At 71.0% G+C, this 18,752-nt stretch carries 15 protein-coding genes; 10 read left to right on the forward strand and 5 right to left on the reverse strand.

What is annotated here, in order from left to right:
* Window positions 1-9: 9 nt before the first annotated feature.
* The 6 genes from AMIS_RS22580 (at window position 10) to AMIS_RS22605 (ending at window position 5,978) form a co-directional block, all read left to right on the forward strand.
* On the forward strand, window positions 10-936 hold the full coding sequence (locus AMIS_RS22580; RefSeq protein ID WP_014444701.1) for an alpha/beta hydrolase: 927 nt from the start codon (window positions 10-12) through the stop codon (window positions 934-936).
* 178 nt (window positions 937-1,114) lie between these two features.
* On the forward strand, window positions 1,115-2,035 hold the full coding sequence (locus AMIS_RS22585; RefSeq protein WP_014444702.1) for an STM4015 family protein: 921 nt from the start codon (window positions 1,115-1,117) through the stop codon (window positions 2,033-2,035).
* Window positions 2,035-3,060: an STM4014 family protein gene (locus AMIS_RS22590; protein ID WP_014444703.1), complete on the forward strand. Its 1,026-nt coding sequence runs from the start codon at window positions 2,035-2,037 to the stop codon at window positions 3,058-3,060. The genes AMIS_RS22585 and AMIS_RS22590 overlap by 1 nt, the downstream gene beginning before the upstream one ends.
* Window positions 3,048-3,839 (forward strand): STM4013/SEN3800 family hydrolase, encoded by a 792-nt coding sequence (locus tag AMIS_RS22595; protein ID WP_014444704.1) that lies wholly within the window; start codon window positions 3,048-3,050, stop codon window positions 3,837-3,839. Before AMIS_RS22590 ends, AMIS_RS22595 begins: the two co-directional genes overlap by 13 nt.
* Entirely contained in the window at window positions 3,836-5,131 is a 1,296-nt protein-coding gene (locus AMIS_RS22600; RefSeq protein ID WP_014444705.1) for an STM4012 family radical SAM protein, read from the forward strand. The genes AMIS_RS22595 and AMIS_RS22600 overlap by 4 nt, the downstream gene beginning before the upstream one ends.
* On the forward strand, window positions 5,118-5,978 hold the full coding sequence (locus AMIS_RS22605) for an STM4011 family radical SAM protein (RefSeq protein WP_014444706.1): 861 nt from the start codon (window positions 5,118-5,120) through the stop codon (window positions 5,976-5,978). The genes AMIS_RS22600 and AMIS_RS22605 overlap by 14 nt, the downstream gene beginning before the upstream one ends.
* Window positions 5,979-6,602: 624 nt before the next feature.
* Here AMIS_RS22605 and AMIS_RS22610 read toward each other — a convergent pair.
* Genes AMIS_RS22610 through AMIS_RS42870 form a run of 3 tightly spaced genes read right to left on the reverse strand, consistent with a single transcriptional unit; the run spans window position 6,603 to window position 8,401 of the window.
* Window positions 6,603-7,844, reverse strand: a complete 1,242-nt coding sequence (locus AMIS_RS22610; protein ID WP_014444707.1) for a DUF6745 domain-containing protein — start codon at window positions 7,842-7,844, stop codon at window positions 6,603-6,605.
* A gap of 12 nt (window positions 7,845-7,856) precedes the next feature.
* Complete coding sequence (locus AMIS_RS22615) at window positions 7,857-8,174, reverse strand: hypothetical protein (protein ID WP_014444708.1); 318 nt, start codon at window positions 8,172-8,174, stop codon at window positions 7,857-7,859.
* A 59-nt stretch (window positions 8,175-8,233) separates the two neighbouring features.
* Entirely contained in the window at window positions 8,234-8,401 is a 168-nt protein-coding gene (locus AMIS_RS42870) for a hypothetical protein (protein WP_014444709.1), read from the reverse strand.
* Window positions 8,402-8,760: 359 nt separating this feature from the next.
* Here AMIS_RS42870 and AMIS_RS22620 point away from each other — a divergent pair, with 359 nt between their 5' ends.
* From AMIS_RS22620 to fxsT, 4 genes are all read left to right on the forward strand, one after another.
* Window positions 8,761-10,884, forward strand: coding sequence for an FxsB family cyclophane-forming radical SAM/SPASM peptide maturase (locus AMIS_RS22620; RefSeq protein ID WP_014444710.1), 2,124 nt, complete (start codon window positions 8,761-8,763; stop codon window positions 10,882-10,884).
* 84 nt (window positions 10,885-10,968) lie between these two features.
* The gene (locus tag AMIS_RS42875) at window positions 10,969-11,112 is read left to right on the forward strand and encodes a hypothetical protein (protein ID WP_014444711.1); all 144 of its coding nucleotides are present in this window, start codon (window positions 10,969-10,971) and stop codon (window positions 11,110-11,112) included.
* Between the two features lie 87 nt (window positions 11,113-11,199).
* Window positions 11,200-12,324 carry a TIR-like protein FxsC gene (locus AMIS_RS22625; protein ID WP_014444712.1) on the forward strand — a complete coding sequence of 375 codons (1,125 nt, stop codon included), beginning with the start codon at window positions 11,200-11,202 and terminating at the stop codon, window positions 12,322-12,324.
* Window positions 12,317-16,174 (forward strand): FxSxx-COOH system tetratricopeptide repeat protein, encoded by a 3,858-nt coding sequence (gene fxsT / locus AMIS_RS22630; RefSeq protein ID WP_014444713.1) that lies wholly within the window; start codon window positions 12,317-12,319, stop codon window positions 16,172-16,174. Before AMIS_RS22625 ends, fxsT begins: the two co-directional genes overlap by 8 nt.
* A 701-nt stretch (window positions 16,175-16,875) precedes the next feature.
* Here the strand turns inward: fxsT and AMIS_RS42880 are convergent.
* Together AMIS_RS42880 and AMIS_RS22640 are read right to left on the reverse strand one after the other, a co-directional pair.
* Window positions 16,876-17,619 (reverse strand): DUF6082 family protein, encoded by a 744-nt coding sequence (locus AMIS_RS42880; protein WP_014444714.1) that lies wholly within the window; start codon window positions 17,617-17,619, stop codon window positions 16,876-16,878.
* A gap of 42 nt (window positions 17,620-17,661) precedes the next feature.
* Window positions 17,662-18,741: an SGNH/GDSL hydrolase family protein gene (locus AMIS_RS22640; RefSeq protein WP_014444715.1), complete on the reverse strand. Its 1,080-nt coding sequence runs from the start codon at window positions 18,739-18,741 to the stop codon at window positions 17,662-17,664.
* Between the last annotated feature and the right edge of the window lie 11 nt (window positions 18,742-18,752).

The following is an 18,752-nucleotide window of genomic DNA, read 5'->3' on the forward strand; positions in this document are numbered from 1 at the left end:
CGTCGTCGCATGATCTATCTGGAGCCGGCCGCCCTCCGGTTCGTCGCGGACCGGTCACCGCTGCGCCGCGGCGTCGACGAGGGCCGCCGGGAGCTGACCGCGATGCAGTCCGGCGACGTGCCCCGGCCGGAGGCGGCGGTCACCGACCTCAGCATCGACGGCGGCCCGTCCGGGACGGTGTCGATCCGGATCCTGCGTCCGGCCGGTGACGGGGCCCTGCCCGCGGTGCTCTACATCCACGGCGCCGGGTGGGTGTTCGGGGACGCCGGGACCCATGACCGGCTGGTCCGTGAACTGGCCCACCGGTCCGGGGCGGCCGTGGTGTTCGTCAACTACAGCCGTTCCCCGGAGGCGCACTATCCGGTGGCGATCGAGGAGTGTTACGCCGTCCTGGAGTGGATCGCGGCGCACGGCGCGGCGCACGACCTGGACCCGGAACGGATCGCGGTGGCCGGGGACTCGGTCGGCGGCAACATGTCGGCCGCGGTGACGCTGATGGCGAAGCAGCGGTCCGGGCCGGAGCTCGCCGCCCAGTTGCTGTTCTATCCGGTCACCGACGCGTCGTTCGACACCGGGTCGTACCACGAGTTCGCGCAGGGGTACTGGCTGCGGCGGGACAGCATGCAGTGGTACTGGAACCAGTACACGACCGACGAACGAGCCCGTGCGGAGATCACCGCGTCGCCGCTGCGGGCCACACCGGGGCAGCTCGCGGGACTGCCGCCGGCGCTGGTGATCCTGGCCGAGGCGGACGTGCTGCGGGACGAGGGCGAGGCGTACGCGGGGAAGCTGCGGGCGGCGGGGGTGCCGGTGACGGCGGTGCGCTACCAGGGGATCGTGCACGACTTCGTGATGGTGGACGCGTTGCGGGACACCGAGGCGGCGAAGGCGGCGCTGGCCCAGGCCGGCCGGTTCCTCCGCGAGGCGCTGACCTGACCGCTGGGGCTGAGGTTGCGCCGGGGCCGGCGGCGGGACGCGCCGGGCCGAGGGCTTCAGCACCGGCCGGGGCGGGACGGGTCGATGCTGGTGGGGGCGGGTCTGTGCGTACCGGGGGAAGAATGTCGGTCGTCCCTGCTAGGTTCTGCGCGTTGTCGAATGCGGCCGAGGGAGTCCGGTGACCATCAACCACTTTTTGTCGACGTTCGCGGGGCTGCCGGTGGTGGCGGCCGACGACGAGAAGAGTCCGGGTGATCCGGGGGCGGTGGCCTGGCGGATCGACATGGACTACGACCCGGAGCCGGGCGCGTTCGCCGCGGCGGTGGAGCAGTTGCTGGAGCGCACCGGGCCGGCCGGGCCGACCGCGCTGATCATCGGTGAGTGGGGCGAGGCGAACGACACGCCGTTCCCGATCGACCTGCTGATCGGCAACGCGGAGCGGCTCAGCGGGCTGCGGTCACTGTTCATCGGTGAGATGAGCTTCGAGCAGTGCGAGATCTCCTGGATCCAGCAGACCGATCTCACCCCGATCCTGGAGACGTTCCCGCAGCTGGAGCGGCTGTGGGTGCGCGGGTCGCAGGATCTGGCGTTCCAGAAACAGGTCCGTCACGAGGGGCTGCGCGAGCTGGTGCTGCAGTCCGGCGGGCTGCCCGCGTCGGTGGTGCAGAGCGTCGCCACCTGGGACGTGCCGAACCTGCGGCGGCTGGAGCTGTGGCTGGGCGTCGACAACTACGGCGGCGACGCGACGGTCGACGATCTCGCGCCGTTCCTGTCCGGCCGCTCGCTGCCGAGCCTCACCTCGCTGGGCCTGCGCAACTCCGAGATCGCCGATCAGGTGGCGGCGGCGGTGGCGGCCGCTCCGGTGGTCGCGCGGCTGACCCATCTCGACCTGTCGATGGGCACGCTCGGTGACGCCGGTGGTGAGGCACTGCTCGCCGGTCAGCCGCTCACCCACCTGCAGGTGCTGAACCTGAGCCACCACTTCATGTCGCCGGAGCTGGCCGAGCGCCTGGCCGACGAGCTGCCCGACGTCGCCGTCGACATCTCCGACCCGCAGACCGAGGAGGAGTGGGGCCGCTACACCGCGGTCTCTGAGTGATGCGACTCGCCGTCGTCGGCAACCCGTCGCACCGGCGGGTCGCGCTCTTCACCGACGCCGTGCGGCGGGCCGGGCTGCCCGATCCGGAGGTCTATCCGTGGCGTGACGTGCTGCTTTCCGGCCGGGTTCCGGGGCCGGGCAGCCTGGTGCGGATCGAGTCGCCCGGTGAGGACGCCGAGGTGGACCGGCTGCTGCGTGAGCTGGGCAGCGGCCGGCCCGCGGTTCCCGCCCAGCACGGGCAGATCCTCGGGACGGCGGCCGCGTTCGCCGGTCTGCGGATCGCCCTCGACCGGGTCGCCGCCGGCGGCGGTGAGCTGCTCAATCAGCCGGCCGACATCCTGACGATGACGTCGAAACCGGAGTGCCACGCGCTCCTGGAGCGCAACGGCATCCCGGTTCCGCCCGCGCTGGCGCCGATCACCGGTTACGCGCAGTTGCGGGCGTCCGGGTGGCGTCGCGTCTTCGTGAAACCCGCCTACGGCTCGTCGGCGTCCGGCGTGCTCGCGCTGACGGCCTCCGGGCGGCGGGTCTCGGCGATCACCTCGGTCGAGCTGAGCGGTGGGTCGCTCTTCAACAACTTGAGGGTACGGCGGTACGACGACGAACCCTCGATAGCCGCGATCGTGGACCTGCTCGCCCCGGACGGCCTGCACGTGGAGCGGTGGTTCCCGAAAGCCGTGCTCGACGGCCGCGCCCTGGACCTGCGGGTCGTCGTGATCGTCGGGCGGCCGGAGCACATCGTGGTGCGCACCAGCACGTCCCCGATGACGAACCTGCATCTCGGCAACGCGCGCGGCGACGTGGCGGCGGTGCGCGCGGCGGCGGGCGAGACGGCGTGGCGGGCGGCCATCCAGACCTGCGTGCGGGTGGCGGGGCTGTTCCCCCGTACCCTGCAGGTCGGAGTTGATCTCATGTTCGGTGCGAGGTGGCGGGACCATGCGGTGGCCGAGGTGAACGCGTTCGGTGACCTGCTCAACGGGCTAGACACGCACGGGGCTCAGGTGGCCGCGATATGCGCGCGCTGATCGGCAGCCACGACCTGCTGTTCCTCACGCTGGACACGCTGCGCTACGACGTCGCGGTGTCGTGCCTGGAGCAGGGGCGCACCCCGGCGCTGGCGAGGGTACTGCCCGGCGGGGTGTGGCAGCGGCGGCACACACCGGCGAGTTTCACGTACGCGGCGCACCACGCCTTCTTCGCCGGTTTCCTGCCGACGCCGGTGACGCCGGGGCCGCACGAGCGGATGTTCGCGGCCCGGTTCGGCGGCAGCGAGTCCAGCGGCCCGGACACGTTCGTCTTCGACGCCGCGGATCTGCCGTCCGGGCTGGCCGCCGCCGGCTATCACACGGTCTGCCTGGGCGGGGTGGGCTTCTTCAACCCGGCGACGCCGCTCGGGCGGGTGCTGCCGGGCCTATTCACCGAGTCGCACTGGTCGCCGGAGTTCGGGGTGACGGCGCCGGACTGTCTCGGCGCTCAGCTCGATCGCCTCGACGAGATCGTCCGGCGAACTGATGGACCGTTGTTCACCTTCGTCAACGTGGCGGCTCTGCACCAGCCGAACCGGCACTACGTGCCCGGCGCCGTCGCGGACGGTGTGGCGACCCACGCCGCCGCCCTGGAGTATGTCGACGGACAGCTCGATCGGCTGTTCACCCTGGTCGCCGGCCGGGGCCGCCCCTGCCAAGTGATCATCTGCTCGGACCACGGGACGCTCTACGGCGAGGATGGTCATGTCGGCCATCGGGTCGCCCATGAGACGGTGTGGACCGTTCCCTACGCTGACTTCATCCTGGATCCACGGTGACTTCTCCTTATCAAGGATATCTGTACGCTTATCCCCATAAAACGGCCTATAGGCGTCTGGAGCCTCGGCCGCTGTTGCGTGACGTATGGGCAGATCAGGATCAGAGCTCGCTCTTCGGGTACGTGCACCTGCCGTTCTGTGAGATGCGATGCGGCTTCTGCAACCTGTTCACCCGCTCCAACCCGCCCGCAGCCCAGGTCACTGCCTATCTCGACCAGTTGCGGATCCAGGCGCGGGAGATCCGGGAGAGCCTTGCGGACGACGCCGCGTTCTCCCGGATCGCGATCGGCGGCGGCACCCCCACCTATCTGACCGCGCCGGAGCTGACCTCCCTGTTCGCGATCGTCTCCTCGGTCTTCGGCGCCCGCGGGGTGCCGCTGTCGGTGGAGACGTCCCCGGCCACCGCCACCCCCGACCGGCTCGCGGTCCTGGCCGAGCACGGCGCCACCCGGATCAGCATGGGCGTGCAGAGCTTCCTGGACAGCGAAGCCCGCGCCGCCGGACGCCCGCAGCGCCTGACCGAGGTGCAGGCGGCCCTGCAGGCGATCCGGGACAGCCGGATCCCGGTGCTCAACGTCGACCTGATCTACGGCATCGACGGCCAGACACCCGAGACCTGGCAGCACTCGCTGACCGCCGCGCTGGCGTGGCGGCCCGAGGAGCTCTACCTCTATCCGCTCTACGTCCGGCCGCTGACCGGGCTCGGGCGCCGGCACGTCAGCCGCGACGACTGGGACCGGCAGCGGCTCGACCTGTACCGGCAGGCCGTTGAGGTGCTCACCGCCGCCGGGTACGTGCAGCACTCGATGCGCCAGTTCCGGCGCGCCGACGCCCCGGTCCCGGACGGGCCGGACTACTGCTGCCAGGACGACGGCATGGTGGGGCTGGGGTGCGGCGCCCGGTCGTACACGACCGAGCTGCACTACTCGTTCGACTATGCGGTGTCCGTCACCGAGGTCCGCGCGGTCATCGACGACTACCTGTCCCGCCCGGCGAGCGACTTCCGGTACGCCGAGATCGGCTTCCACCTCGACGCGGTCGAGCAGCGCCGCCGCTGGCTGCTGAAGTCCCTGCTGCGCGCCGAAGGGGTGGACGCTGCCGCTTACTCGTCCCGGTTCGGCAGCTCCTTCCCGGCCGACTTCCCGCAGCTCACGTCACTGGTGGACCGCGGATGGCTGGAACCCTCGCTCACCCGGCTGACCCCCGAAGGGCTCGCCCACTCGGACGCGGTCGGCCCGTGGCTGGTGTCCGGCCCGGTCCGCGCGGCGATGGAGTCCTATGTCGTCCGATGACCTCTACGTGCTCTACCGGGGGCCGCTCGCCAGCTGCAACTACGACTGCCCGTACTGCCCGTTCGCCAAGCGCGTCGACCCGCCGGAGCTGCTGCGCGCCGACCGGGCCGACCTGGAACGGTTCCTGGGCTGGGTGCGGGAGACCACCGACCGGCGGCTGTCGGTGCTGTTCACCCCGTGGGGCGAGGGCCTGACCCGGTCCTGGTACCGCGACGCCATCGTCGAACTGTCCCACCTGCCGCACGTGGCACGCGTCGCCATCCAGACGAACCTGGCCGCCCGCACCACCTGGCTCAGCGACGCCAACCCGCAGGTGGCGGCGCTGTGGGCGACCTATCACCCGGGTCAGGTGACTCCCGAACGGTTCCTGTCACGGTGCAGCGCGCTCTCCGAAGCCGGCATCCGCTACTCGGTCGGCGTCGTCGGCCTGCCCGATCACTACGCGCCGGCGCTGGCTCTGCGCGCCGCCCTGCCGTCCGACGTGTACCTCTGGGTGAACGCCGCCGACGGGCACGTCTACACCGCCGAGGAGGAACGGCGGTGGACGGCACTCGACCCCCGCTTCGGTGACAGCGTCCGGCCGCACCTGTCACTCGGCCGGCCCTGCCACGCCGGGGAGACGGCGATCTCGGTGATCGGCGACGGGACGGTCCGGCGGTGCCACTTCATCCCGGCGCCGATCGGCAACCTCTACGACGGCACGTGGCGGGCGGCCTTGCGGCCGCGGGCGTGCAGCAACGCGATGTGCGATTGCCACATCGGCTATGTGCACCTCAAGCCCTTGAAACTGCGCGACGTGTACGGGGACGGCCTCCTCGAACGCATTCCCACAGGCTGGCCGTCGTAGGGGTCGGCGGCCGCTCTCCGAGCCCGCGTGCCCCCGTGGCCGCGTGGCGCCTGGCCGCGTAGCGCCTGGCCGCGTAGCCCGCGCCCCCGTGGTCGCTTCGCTCCTGGCCGCGTGGCGCGTGGCCGCATAGCCCGTGGCGCGTGGCCGCGTCAGCTGGCCGACGCAGATGTGCTCGTGGGATTCAGCCAGCAGACAGCACCAGGAACCAGCCGGCTCCCAGCGTTACTGCACTCACCACCAGCCGGACCGGCCGGCTCCCAGCGTTACTGCACTCACCACCAGCCGGACCGGCCGGCTCCCAGTGACCGGCTGGTTCCTAGTGCGGTGACATGCCCGCGCCGACGACACTGAGGGCCAGCCGGCCCGCGCCGTTCCACGATCCACAGCCGGCGGAGCCACATCGGCGTCGAACGCAGCCAGCCATCGAGCGCGGTCCGACGTGGAGCGCCGCCGGACGTCGAGCGCGGCCGGACGTCGAGCGCGGCCGGACGTCGAGCGCGGCCGGACAGTGAACGGATCACCCCGGCGAACCCGTCGCACCGCCGGCAGCACGGCGCCGCAGCGTGTCTAAACGGGAGCCGGAGCGCGCCGGAAGTTCACACGCTCGCCCGCCGGGCGGAGGGGTCAGGTCTGGATCAGCGGGTGGTACTCCTCGGCGGTCAGGCCGAACGTCCATGCCACGCCCTCGCGTGCCGTCCGGGTCTCGGGTGGGACGCGGAGCCAGTAGACGCGGCTTGTGCCGTCCGGCTCGGGGGTGGAGTTGACCACCTCGACCATGACGAGGGGCTCGTCGCCGGGGAGGTCGAGCCACCACAGGGTGCCCGTCTCGTCGGTGCCGAGCCGGCGAGCACCGGCCTCGCGGAGGTAACGCTCGTAGCCGAAGTGCTCGAGCACCACGCGGCGGATCTCGGCGTTCTTCTCGCTGCGGATGCGGTCCAGCGTCAGGTGGGGCAGCTCGGCGGCGAGGCCGGGTGGGATCGGCATGCCGCGCCAGGCCCACAGACCGTACCCATCGGGGAACTGCATGGCTGCGCCCTCACCGCGGTGCAGGCGGCCGACGTTGTCGCGTTCCAGCAGGCCGGGGCGCTCGGTGAGCACGGCGACCCGCTCGAACGCCCACCACCAGCCGCTGTGCCGGGCCACCTCGGCGAGGCCGGTCAGACGCGTCATCAGACCCGCGTCGGGGCAGAGCCGGTCGGCGGCCTCGAACGTCGCCAGCCACGTGCCGTCGTGCTGGCCGTAGATCGCGTCGAGCACCGGCATCCGCACGGCCGGGGCGGCGTCTCCGAGGTCGGCGGTGATGTCCTCGCCGAGCCGCAACCGCAGCCGGCCGGCGATCAGGTCCATGACCAGTCCCCAGGAGCGGCGGCCGGCCGCCGCGCTGAGCTGCGCCCAGCCGTCGGCGCCGAGCGCTGCCAGGGCCGCCTTGCGCGCGGCAGCCCACGGCTCGGTCCGCACCTGCCGGCGCACCGCGGCGCCGCCGCTCTCCCCCGGCGCCCAGCCCTGCCGCCGCAGCTCGGCATGCACCCCGGCAACCCACTCCGGCCCCGCAACAGAAGCAGCCGGGCCCGACCCGGCCGCCGCATCCGAAGCCGCGCCGGCAGCCGGCGAAACAGGCCCGGCGTCAAGAGCCGCAACAGGCGAACCAGGGGTGGGTGCGCGGAGCAGGGACGCGGCCAGCGCGCCGGCTCGGGGGGAGCCGAGCCAGTAGATCCGCTCGGGCTCGGGGAGGCCGGCCAGCCGGTACGCCGCCCGTACCCCCGCCTCGGCCTCCTTGCGCCCCGCCGGGCCGGTCTGGACCGCCGCGGCCAGCCATTGGTCCTCGATGGCCGCGGCCATCGCCTCCTGAGCATGCGTGAGTCGCATCGGAACGCCCCCTCAGTCCGCGACCGGCCGGAAGGCGCCCGGCACATACTCCCGCTGGCGGACCACCCGGTAGTGCCCGGCCGGCAGCGAGATCGGTCCGTGCTCCTCGTGGGTGACCCGGCCGTGGGTGGGCACGTCGATGAACATCCGCTCCGGGTCGTCGAGGTCGGCGACGAGCGCGAGGCCCGGCCCGCCGACCACGTGGGCGTGGCCGGTCGCCTCGCCGCGGGCCAGGATCATCCGGCCGCGGCGGTCGCGGGGCACCGGGGCACAGGCCGGCACCTGCTCCTTCTCCACCGGAATCATCAGCACATCGCCCTGCCGGTACATCGGCCCTCCACCCTCTCGGCTCCAGTGGAAGGCACGCTACAACCGGGGTACGACACTTTTCAGGACGTGACCGCGACCAGCACGCCGACGGCATAGAGGACGGCGAAGAAGACCGGCAGCGCCTGTTGGACCGCCGACAGCGGGACGCCACGCAGGACCGGGTACTCCGCCCGCCAGAACGCCGCGTCCGGCAGCCGCTGCTCCAGCTCGCCGATCACCCGGGTCATCCACAGCCCCCCACACAGCGAGTCAGATTCTGATGACCTATGTCGAATGGTGTCTATGCTCTAGGCATCCGCGTGTCCGGACCGGACGAGCGTGCGTGCCGACTGCTAATCCCCGGGGAGACAGAGCGCCGTGGAAGAACCCACTATGCCCCTGCCCGTTCCGCTCGATCGTGGGGCTGGGCGGAACGTCACTGCGATCGTCGATCGGATTCTGCGCTCGGTCGTGCCGGACAAACCGGAGACCATGCCGGGGGAACCGGAAGAGCAGCGGCGGGAGCGGCCTTCTGAGGTCTCCGCTTTCCAGTCGGCCATCTGAGATCGCTGGCGCACCGGCTTCGGCACGACCGCTGCGCCAGTTCGTGCTCAAGGTACATGAGCTGTGCAATCTCGCCTGCGATCACTGCTATGTGTACGAGCACGCCGATCAGAGCTGGCGCCGCAAACCGCCGATCATGTCGGCGGCCGTCGCGCTGCGCACGGCCGAGCGGATCGCCGAGCACGCCGTCCGGCATCGCCTCGCCGGCGTCGGCGTGGTGCTGCACGGCGGTGAGCCGCTGCTGCTCGGCACGGCCCGGCTCGGCGAGCTTCTCACGATCCTGCGCGGGGCCATCCCCGTACCCGTTGATCTGCGGATGCAGACGAACGCGGTCCGCCTGACCGAGGCGACCGCCGAGATGCTGGAGACCTTCGGGGTACGCACCGGAGTGTCGCTGGACGGTGACCGGTCCGCCAACGACCGGCATCGGCGGTACCGCAACGGCGCGAGCAGCCACGAGCGGACCCTGCGCGGGCTGGCGATCCTGCGCTCGCATCCGGAGATCTACGCCGGGATCCTCTGCACGATCGACGTCCGCAACGACCCGATCGCGGTCTACGAGGCGCTGCTGGCCGAGGCGCCGCCCCGCATCGACCTGCTGCTCCCCCACGCCACCTGGGACAACCCACCGCTGCCGGGTCACGCGGACTGGCTGATCCGGCTGCACCGCCGGTGGCTGGCGGACGGCCGGCCGGTCCCGATCCGGCTCTTCGACGGGTTGCGCGACATCGCGGCGGGCGGGCACAGCGGCACCGAGGCAGTCGGCATCGACCGTGGTGAGGTGGCGGTCGTGGAGACCGACGGGTCGTGGGAGCAGCCGGACTCGATGAAGACGGCGTTCGACGGCGCGGCGGCGACCGGCCTGACCGTCTTCACGGCGTCCGCCGACGACCTGCTCACCACGCCGGTGATGCGGCACCGGCAAAGCGGGCTGGCCGCCCTCTCGGCGACCTGCCGCGCCTGTCCGGTCGTCACGCAGTGTGGTGGCGGGCTCTATGCGCACCGGTTCCGCACCGGGTCCGGGTTCGACAATCCGTCGGTGTACTGCGCCGAGCTGAAAGGACTGATCACCGCAATGGACGACGAGGTCACCGCGATGAGAGAAGCCCTTCCCGACCGGGTCTTCGACGATCTGGCGACCGGTGCGGGCGGCGCGTCGAGCGTCGCGTACCTGACCTCGGCCCAGGAGTCGATCACCCGGGCGTTGCTGGTGGCGGTCGCCGACCGGCTTTCCGGCACGGAGAGTCAGCCCTGGTCGGTGCTGAGCGCTCTGGACAAGCACGATCCCGGCGCGGTGCGCCGCATTCTGACCCACCCCTTCGTACGGGTCTGGGCAGTCAGGTTCCTGAGCGGGACGGACGGCCCGCACCGTCTGGCCGACCTGGCCGCCGCGGCCGTGATCGCCGGTGGCGCCGACGTCGACGTGCCGGTGACCGCCCGCGACGGCCGCGTGCACCTGCCCACCCTGGGCACACTCGCGGGCGGTGTGACAAGCGTGAACGGCGTCCGGCCGCCCGCCCTGGACCCGGCTCGGCGGATCGGCCCGGGACTGCTGCTCGAGGACGCCGACCCGTACCGGGACTGCCACGACTGGCCGGCGACCGGCCGGCTGACGCCGGAGCAGGTGCGCGCCTGGGACGAGGCGGTCACCGCGGCCTGGCGGGTGGTGGAGCGCGACGCCCCGGACCACGCCGCCGGGCTGACCGCCGGGCTCAGCACGATCACCCCGCTGACGCCGGACCCGGTGACGCTGCGCAGCGCCACGGCCCGGCAGGCGTCCGGCGCGCTGGGCATCGCGCTCACCCCGGACCCGGAAGCGCTCGCGGTGCTGCTGGTGCACGAGTACCAGCACACCAAGCTGGGCGCCGTCCTCGACCTGATCGACCTGGTGGACCCGGACTCCGGGGCGCTGCTGCGGGTCGGCTGGCGACCGGATCCGCGACCGGTGGAGAGCGCGTTGCAGGGCACTTACGCGCATCTGGCCGTCGCCGAGATCTGGCGGCAGCGCGCCGAGCGGGGTGTGCCGGGCGCAGCCGGGCACTACGCCCGCTACCGGGATTGGACCGTGGACGCGATCGGCGCCCTGACCGCCACCGGATCACTGACCGCGGCGGGCCGGCGGTTCACCGACGGCCTGGCCGCCACCGCCGCGAAATGGCCGGTGTGACGACAGCGGCCGCCCTCGACCTGCCCACAGTGGATTTTGCGGTTCGGTGGTTGACTGAGAATCGCAGGGAGAGGAGGACGCCCGGTGACCGACATGACCGCGGAGGATCCGGGCGCCCCGATGCTCTGGACGCCCGTCGACATCGACAAGCTGCCGGAGCCGATCGCCCGGGTCAACCTCTTCCAGCCGACCAGATCGCGATCTACAAGTCGATCGTCTGGAAACTGACACTGCACATCCGCAGCAATACCACGTCGAACCGGGTATCCCGGAGAGCATCGAGGGCCTGCGCACGAGCTTCACGGAGGGCACGTCATGAGCCGTTTCTTCCTCAGCTACGCGCACTCCGCGCCCCTGGCCACCTCCGGGCGGCGCGACACGGACACCGACGTGTGGGTGCGCCGCTGCTTCGAGAACCTGTCCCGGGCGGTCGCCGACCGGACCGGCGCCGAGCCGGCCGACGTGGGTTTCGCCGACTACCTGCTGGAGCCCGGGACCGACTGGAAAGCGCTGATCACCGAGCAGCTCGCCCGGTCCGCCGTGTTCGTGCCGCTCTACTCCCCCGGCTACTTCAACAAGTCCTGGCCGATGCGCGAGCGGGCCGTCTTCCTGGACCGGCTCGGCCGCGCGTTCCCCGGCCGGCCGGACCGGGCCCGCGCGCACATCATCGAGGTGCTCTGGATCCCGCTGCCCGCCGGCGACCGGATGGCCGAGGTGAGTGCCGCGCTTCCGCTCGGCGCCGGCATCGAGGAGTACGCCGAGAACGGTCTCCGCGTCCTCGGGATGCTCGCGTCCTACCAGCATCACTACCACCGGATCATCGACAAGCTCGCCCAGCAGATCGTCCACGTGGGCGCGCACAGTCAGCTGCCGCCGTCCCGGGCGGTGCCGATCGACGAGATCCCCGTGCCGGACACGCGCTCACCGGACACCCCGTTCGTGGTGGCGGTGCTCAGCGGGCGCGGCACACTGTGGAAACCGTACGGCGGGGTGCTCGATCCGCCGGTCGCCGAGTTCGCCGCCACCGTCGCGGAACGTCTCGGGCTGCCCACCCGGACCGTCGACCAGTCCGGCGACCTGAAATCCCTGGACGACTCGCCGGCGGTGGTCCTGGTCGAGCCGCGGCGCGAGGACCGGCTCGGGGCGCTGCGCGGTCACCTGCACCGGTGGGTGACCCCGATCGTGGTGACCGGCGCGCAGGACTCGGGCTGTAACGAGGTGACGGCGTCCCGGTTGGAGGCGCTCGGCGCGGCCCGGGTCTATCAGGTGTCCGACGTCGGGCAACTCGCTGATCTGATGCCGTCGGCGGTGAGCGAGGCCCGCCGCCACTATCTTCGGCGGGCTGCCGTGCACAGCCGGGACGCGGCAGCGCGGCCCACGCTGCACGGGTCCGTGATCCCCGCCACCGTCACGACCGGGAGAAGCAGCAGCGATGACTGAGCATCAGCACGGCAAAGTGGTGACGTTCTACTCGTTCAAGGGCGGCACCGGGCGCACCATGGCGCTGGCGAACGTCGCCTGGATCCTGGCCGCCAACGGCAAACGGGTGCTGGTCGCCGACTGGGACCTGGAGTCGCCCGCCCTGCACCGCTTCTTCGAGCCGTTCATGAAACCCGAGGCGCTGGAGACCACCGGCGGGATCATCGACATGATCCGGACGTACGAGATGAAGGCGGACCAGGCCGCCCAGCGCAAGGCCGGCTGGCACCGGGATTTCGCCAAGGTCCATCGGTACGCGTTCTCGCTGGAGTGGGAGAACTTCCCCGGCGAGGGCCAGCTCGACTTCATCTCGGCCGGCCGGCAGAACCAGGACTACGCGACCACGCTGACCGGGATGAACTGGGACGACTTCTACGGCCGGCTGGAGGGGGGCGAGTTCCTCGACGCGCTCGGCGAGGACATGCGCGCCCACTACGACTACACGCTGATCGACAGCCGGACCGGGCTCAGCGACGTCGCCGACATCTGCACGATCCAGCTCCCGGACACCCTCGTCGACTGCTTCACCTTCGCCGAGCAGGGCATCGACGGCGCCGCGAAGGTCGCCGCGTCCATCGAGCACAAACACGCCCGGCGCGGCATCCGGATCCTGCCGGTGCCGATGCGCGTCGACCCGGCGGAGAAGGAGAAGGCGGACGCCGGGCGGGCCTTCGCGATGCAGCGGTTCCCGGGTCTGCCGGCCGGGATGGGGAACACCGAGCGGCGGCGGTACTGGAATGCGGTGGAGGTGCCCTATCGGCCCTTCTACGCGTACGAGGAGATCCTCGCGACGTTCGGCGACTCCCCCGGTCAGGCCACGTCGCTGCTGGCCGCCTACGAGAGGCTGACCGCGGAGATCACCCGGGGCGAGGTCACCGCCCTGCCCGAGCTGGACGAGACGCTGCGCGCCCGGACCGTGGCCCGGTTCGTCCGCCAGGTCTCGCACACCGCGGAGAAGGTGACGCTGCACTACGCGCCGGAGGACTCCGCCTGGGCCGAGTGGGTCGCCGGCGCGCTGGCCGCGGCCGGGCTGCACGTGCACGAGCCGGACAGCCCGGAGGCCGCCGACGACGGCGGCACCCGGATCACGCTGATCTCGCACAGCAATCCGACCGGCCCGCCCGAGCTGGTGCCCCGCGACCGCAGCCGCCCGCGACCGGCGCGTGCCGTCTACGTCGACGACCTGTCGCCGCTGCCGAACTACCCGGCCGCGTCCTCGGCGTTCCTCAGCAACAAGACCGCCGAACAGGCCCTCGATCGGGTGTTGCGCCTGGTCGGGCGCACCCTGCACGACGTGGATCCGCAGGAGATCGGGGCCCGTTACCCGGGCAGCCCGCCGGTCGAGTTCCAGGCCCTGGCTCGCAACGCCCGGTTCACCGGGCGCGAGGCCGACCTGCGTGACCTGCGCTCCCAGCTGCGCGGCGAGAAGAAGGTGGTGCTCTCCGGCCCGAAACCGGTCGCGCTGCAGGGCATGGGCGGCATCGGGAAGACCCAGGTCGCGCTGGAGTACGCGCACCGTTTCAAGAACGCCTACGACGTGGTGTGGTGGATCGACGCCGAGCAGGCCACCTTCATCGACATCTCGCTCGCCGACCTCGGTGAGCGCCTGCAGCTGCCGCTGCCGCAGTCCAGCGTCACCGACAAGGCGATGTCCGTGATCAGCGCGTTGGAGCAGGGCGCGCCGCACCCGCGCTGGCTGCTCATCTTCGACAACGCCGAAGAGATCGAGCAGGTGCAGCGGTTCGTCCCGGACGGCACCGGCCACGTGCTGATCACCTCCCGGAACACGCAGTGGGGCGACTACGCCCGGCCGGTGCAGATCGACGTCTTCCAGCGCCGAGAGAGCATCGCCCACCTGCGGCAACGTGTCACCACGATCCGGCCGGACCAGGCCGACCAGGTCGCCGAGGCGCTCGGGGACCTGCCGATCGCGGTGGCGGCCACCGGTGCGTGGCTCGCCGAGACCGGCGAGGACGTCACCGGGTACCTGCGGCGGGTCGAGCAGGCCGGCCCGGACAGGGCGGTCGACGAGGTGTGGAACCTCTCGCTGGAGCTGCTGGCGAAGCGGTCCAAGGCCGCGTACCGGCTGTTGCAGCTCTGCTCGGTGCTGGCGCCGGAGATCTCCCTCGACCTGATCCAGAGCGACGAGCTGGCCGGCCTGCTCAGCAGGTACGACCGGCTGGTGTCCGAGCGCGCCTACCGGTTCACGCTGGTGCAGCACATCAACAAGCTGGCGCTGCTCAAACTGGACCGCAGCCGCAGCCAGATCCAGGTGCACCGGCTGCTGCAGCACGTGGTCCGCAAGCGGATGAGCGCGGCCGAACTCAGCGAGGCCCGGCACGACGTGCACCTGGTGCTGACCGGGCTGCGCCCGCGCTACGAGATCGACGACTCGCGGTCGTGGGAACGGTTCCGGATGCTCTGGCCGCACCTGGAGGTCTCCCAGGCGGCCACCTGCGGCGAGGAACTGGTCCGCCAGCTGATAATCGACCGGGTGCGCTACCTCTGGTACAACGGCGGCCTCCAGGAGGGCCGGGACCTCGGCGACCAGATCGACGAGCGCTGGACCCGGATGCTCACGACGATCACCGAGCCGGACACCCGGGAGACGCTGCACCGGCAGATCCTGCACCTGCGCTTCAACGTCGCGAACATCCTGCGGCAGATGGCCCACTTCGAGGAGTCGCTGGCCCTCGACGGCGAGGTGCTCGACGAGCAGCTCCGCCTGCTCGGCCCCACCCATCCGCACACCCTGATGACCGCCGGTGGTCTCGCCGCCGACCTGCGCGCCGTCGGACGCTACGCCGAGGCCCGAGACCGGGACGAGCAGACGTACGCGACGTGGATGGAGAACTTCGGCGACGACGCGCCGCGCACCCTGATGGCGCTGAGCAACCTGGCCGCCACTCATCGGCTCGCCGGTGACTTCCGGGCGGCCCGGGCGCTCGACCAGGATCTGTGGGAGCGCAACAAGGAGATCAGCGGCGAGACCCACCCGGTCACCCTGGGCAACGGCTCGGACCTCGGCCGGGACCTGCGCGAGGCCGGCGAATACCAGCGGTCCGTGGAGGTGCTCGAACAGATCGCCGGCCAGTACACCGAGGTGTTCGGGCCGACCACCTACCGGACCCTCAGCGCCCAGGCGAACCTGGCCGTCTCGCTGCGCAGCGCCGGCCGCCCGGAACAGGCCGCCAGACTGCTCGACGAAGTGTACGAGCAGCTCAACGAGGTGGTCGGGCCGTCCAACCCGGACACCCTGGCGTGCCGGCTGAGCCGCGCGGTCAGCCTGCTCGCGGTCGGGGCGGTGCCCAGCGCGATCAGCGAGTTCGAGGAGGTACGCCGCAACTACGGCGAAAGCCTCGGCCGGCGGCACCCGCACACGCTGATCTGCCTCAACAACCTGGCGGCCGCCCACCGCGCCGCCGGTGACCTGGCCACCGCGCTGGGGTTCGCCCGGGACGCCACCCGTGATCTCGGCGAGGTGCTCGGGGCGGATCACCCGTACACCCTGGCGGCCGGCCTCAACCTGGCGATCCTGTACGCCGAGACCGGCGAGATCCGCACCGCGCTGAACACCGTCGAACCGACCATGCGGGCGCACCGTGACGTGCTCGGCCCGGAGCATCCGGACACCCTGCGCTGCGCGGTGAACCAGGCGATGATGCGGCGCGCGGTCGGCGAGCAGGCGTCCGCCGAGGACGGTTACGCCGGTGAGCGGTTGATCGCCGCACTCGGCGCGCACCACCCGGCGGTCGTCGCGATGCAGGAAGGCAGGTACCTGCACCGCATGCTCGACCCGCACCCGTTCTGACCGCGTCCTACACCCATTCAGTGGTTCGCCCCTCTCTGGAGGGTCACACCGATCCGAAATCGCAGAATCTACCGGCGGGGTAGTCAACTGAGCGCTATCATGCGTGCGACGTGGCGGCGACCGTCATGAACGTCCGTTGCGTTGGCGCGACCGCGAGTCCGTGCCCGTAACCTTGTTCTGCCAGCGTTTCGTTGTATGATCGTGCACCGCCGGAACCCTGATGAACGTGCCGCCGGCATTGGCTCGCATTGACTTTATGGCTATTATCCCGGTCAACCTGATTTTGAGATTCGGTTACGTGAGTCACTCGTTGTGGGCACACGACGCCTGCGGCGATCCGGATTGGCAATGCCGTCGAGCAAGTCACGATCTGTCTACCTCGCCGGCACACTCGAATGCTTCTGCAGAAAGCTGATTAAATGGAAAGAATCGTTCGCCGGCTGGGTGTCGTGCCCAGGCAACGATGCGACCGGAATTATGCTTGCCCGGACGTCCTTCTTCTGGAGAGTGGTAACGTCTATGTGATCGGGCGCCGGGTGGATTCGGCCGCATACCGTGATCTGCTGTCCTGGGATGCGCGGGTCGGCGCTGACGAGGAAGTCGTCCTGCTACCCCGTGAGGTCTACCGCGCCGCGCTGCTCGCGGATGTCCGGAGTCGACCCCTGGAGCTGGCGAAAGATCTCGTTCGCGATTGGATGCTGTCAATCCGTCGCCTGATCCGGCAGTGGACGCTGTATAGCGAGGCCGTCTTCAGGTTCGGATAGCGAATGCCGGTCGGTCCGGCTCACGGACGCCGGTCCGACCGGACTTGAAACCGCCGATTCGGCATCGGCCGTGCCCGGAGATGCGATGCCCTCGGCCGGTGCGGCCGCAGAGTCCCGGAAGCTTTTCCAGGCTATTGCGAGGAAACGGTCGCGCCGGCGAGTTCGGTGACCGATCCAGAAGGCACCCACGTCGTGCCACCAATCACGTGCTATCTCATCCGCGAAGAGCTCGTCGAATGCGATTTTCAAGGATGACTCATCCAATTCCCCGAGATCCCAGAGTAAAAGCCAGTGGGAGCTCCAGAGATTGCAGGTCAGCCTGCGTCGCCAGCGCTGGCTCCCCGCACGGCCGGGCTCTCTCCTCTGATAGCTGAGGTCCGGCTCCGCGAGCATCAGTTTGATCAGCTCGAAGTGCCGTTCACGGGCGCTGGCGGTCCTCGCCCACATTACTTGACGCCACTGGAAGGTCACGGAAACCACTACTCCGCAGAGCGCCAGTCCGGATAGGACCGTCGATATCACGCCATAGGATTGCCCCATGTCGGAGAGGGTTTTCCAATCCTGTCCCGCCACCCCCCGGAGCAGGAACGGGAACGCCAGGATGACGGAAAGGAAGAGCGTCACCGTCACTGTGATCAGGAGCCCGATGGTCCATCGGGAACGCGGCAGCCGAGAATACATACGCTCAGTGTCGCATTGACTACACAGTGTTCCCTCGATCCGTTAGCCGGGTGCCAGGAACCCCGTGAGGGCGTCGGCCGTGTGCGCAGCGCCCTTGTCGGTCATGTGGATGAGGTCGTCGCAGTACAGGCCGAGCCGGTTGTCCGCGGACGGCGCGGGCTGCCGGGCCGACAGGTCGAAGTAGCTGACCGCGTCGTCCTCGGCGGCGACCTCCGCCCATGCCTGCGCCACCCGGCTGAAACCCCGGTCCCGCGCCGGGCCGACCCGTGGCGACCCGTAGATCACGAACGACGGATCCGTGCCGGCGTGCGCGCGGACCGCTTTGACGATCATTTGCAGGTTGCGCTTCACGGTGGCGGCCGGCACCCCGGTACGCCAGTCGTTCACGCCGAGCTGCAGGATCACCAGGTGCGGGCGGATCGTGGCCAGGCTCGGGGCCCACGCGTCGATGCGTGCGGCGAAACTGCCGGTGGTCCGGCCGCCGTGGCCGCCGTTCCAGACCTGGATGCCACGGCTCTCGTCGCCGTCGAACGTGACGAAGCCGGTGACCCGGCCACGCCCGGTGACCGTCACGGTGTGGCGGCCGGCCTCGAGCGGTCCGGACCCGGCCGGTGGCATCGGGCGGCCGTCGACGGTCACGGTCAGCGTGGCGCCGGGAGCGTGCCACACCCGTACGCTGGTGCCGGTGAACTCGTGGGTGAGCGAGCCGCCGTCCAGGTCGTACCCTTTCAGCGCCCAGCCGTCCTCGGGCGGCGCCGGCCGGCCGCCGGTCGCCGCCACCGGCCACTGCGGCGGGCGACCCCAGGCCGCCACGAAGTTCGCGCCGCCGGGCGCGCCGGCCACCGGGAAGGCGGACCGCAGGTTCTCCGCGAGCATCGTGACGTATCCACGGCCGTAGACCGAGCCCACGCCCTCCGTGCTGGACGAGCCGATCACGGCGACGACGGCGGGCTCGTACCGCCGGTTCGCCAGCGCGGCGTGCCAGGACAGCAGCGCCAGCCGGTCGGTCGGCGGGTCCGCCGCGCGGGCGGCCGGCGCGGTGGCCGCGCCCGCGGCGATCCCGGCCGCCACCGAGCCCCCGGCGACCGCCGCCGCGCGTATGAAGTTCCGTCGATCCGGCATGTCAGTCGCCC

The organism is Actinoplanes missouriensis 431, assembly GCF_000284295.1.
In the GTDB taxonomy this organism is placed as follows: domain Bacteria; phylum Actinomycetota; class Actinomycetes; order Mycobacteriales; family Micromonosporaceae; genus Actinoplanes; species Actinoplanes missouriensis.

Coding starts and splice junctions, on each gene's coding strand:
- AMIS_RS22580 (WP_014444701.1), top strand. CDS start 10: ATGATCTATCTGGAGCCGGCCGCCCTCCGGTTCGTCGCGGACCGGTCA.
- AMIS_RS22590 (WP_014444703.1), top strand. CDS start 2,035: ATGCGACTCGCCGTCGTCGGCAACCCGTCGCACCGGCGGGTCGCGCTC.
- AMIS_RS22595 (WP_014444704.1), top strand. CDS start 3,048: ATGCGCGCGCTGATCGGCAGCCACGACCTGCTGTTCCTCACGCTGGAC.
- AMIS_RS22605 (WP_014444706.1), top strand. CDS start 5,118: ATGTCGTCCGATGACCTCTACGTGCTCTACCGGGGGCCGCTCGCCAGC.
- AMIS_RS22610 (WP_014444707.1), bottom strand. CDS start 7,844: ATGCGACTCACGCATGCTCAGGAGGCGATGGCCGCGGCCATCGAGGAC.
- AMIS_RS22615 (WP_014444708.1), bottom strand. CDS start 8,174: ATGTACCGGCAGGGCGATGTGCTGATGATTCCGGTGGAGAAGGAGCAG.
- AMIS_RS42870 (WP_014444709.1), bottom strand. CDS start 8,401: ATGACCCGGGTGATCGGCGAGCTGGAGCAGCGGCTGCCGGACGCGGCG.
- AMIS_RS22625 (WP_014444712.1), top strand. CDS start 11,200: ATGAGCCGTTTCTTCCTCAGCTACGCGCACTCCGCGCCCCTGGCCACC.
- fxsT (WP_014444713.1), top strand. CDS start 12,317: ATGACTGAGCATCAGCACGGCAAAGTGGTGACGTTCTACTCGTTCAAG.
- AMIS_RS42880 (WP_014444714.1), bottom strand. CDS start 17,619: ATGTATTCTCGGCTGCCGCGTTCCCGATGGACCATCGGGCTCCTGATC.
- AMIS_RS22640 (WP_014444715.1), bottom strand. CDS start 18,741: ATGCCGGATCGACGGAACTTCATACGCGCGGCGGCGGTCGCCGGGGGC.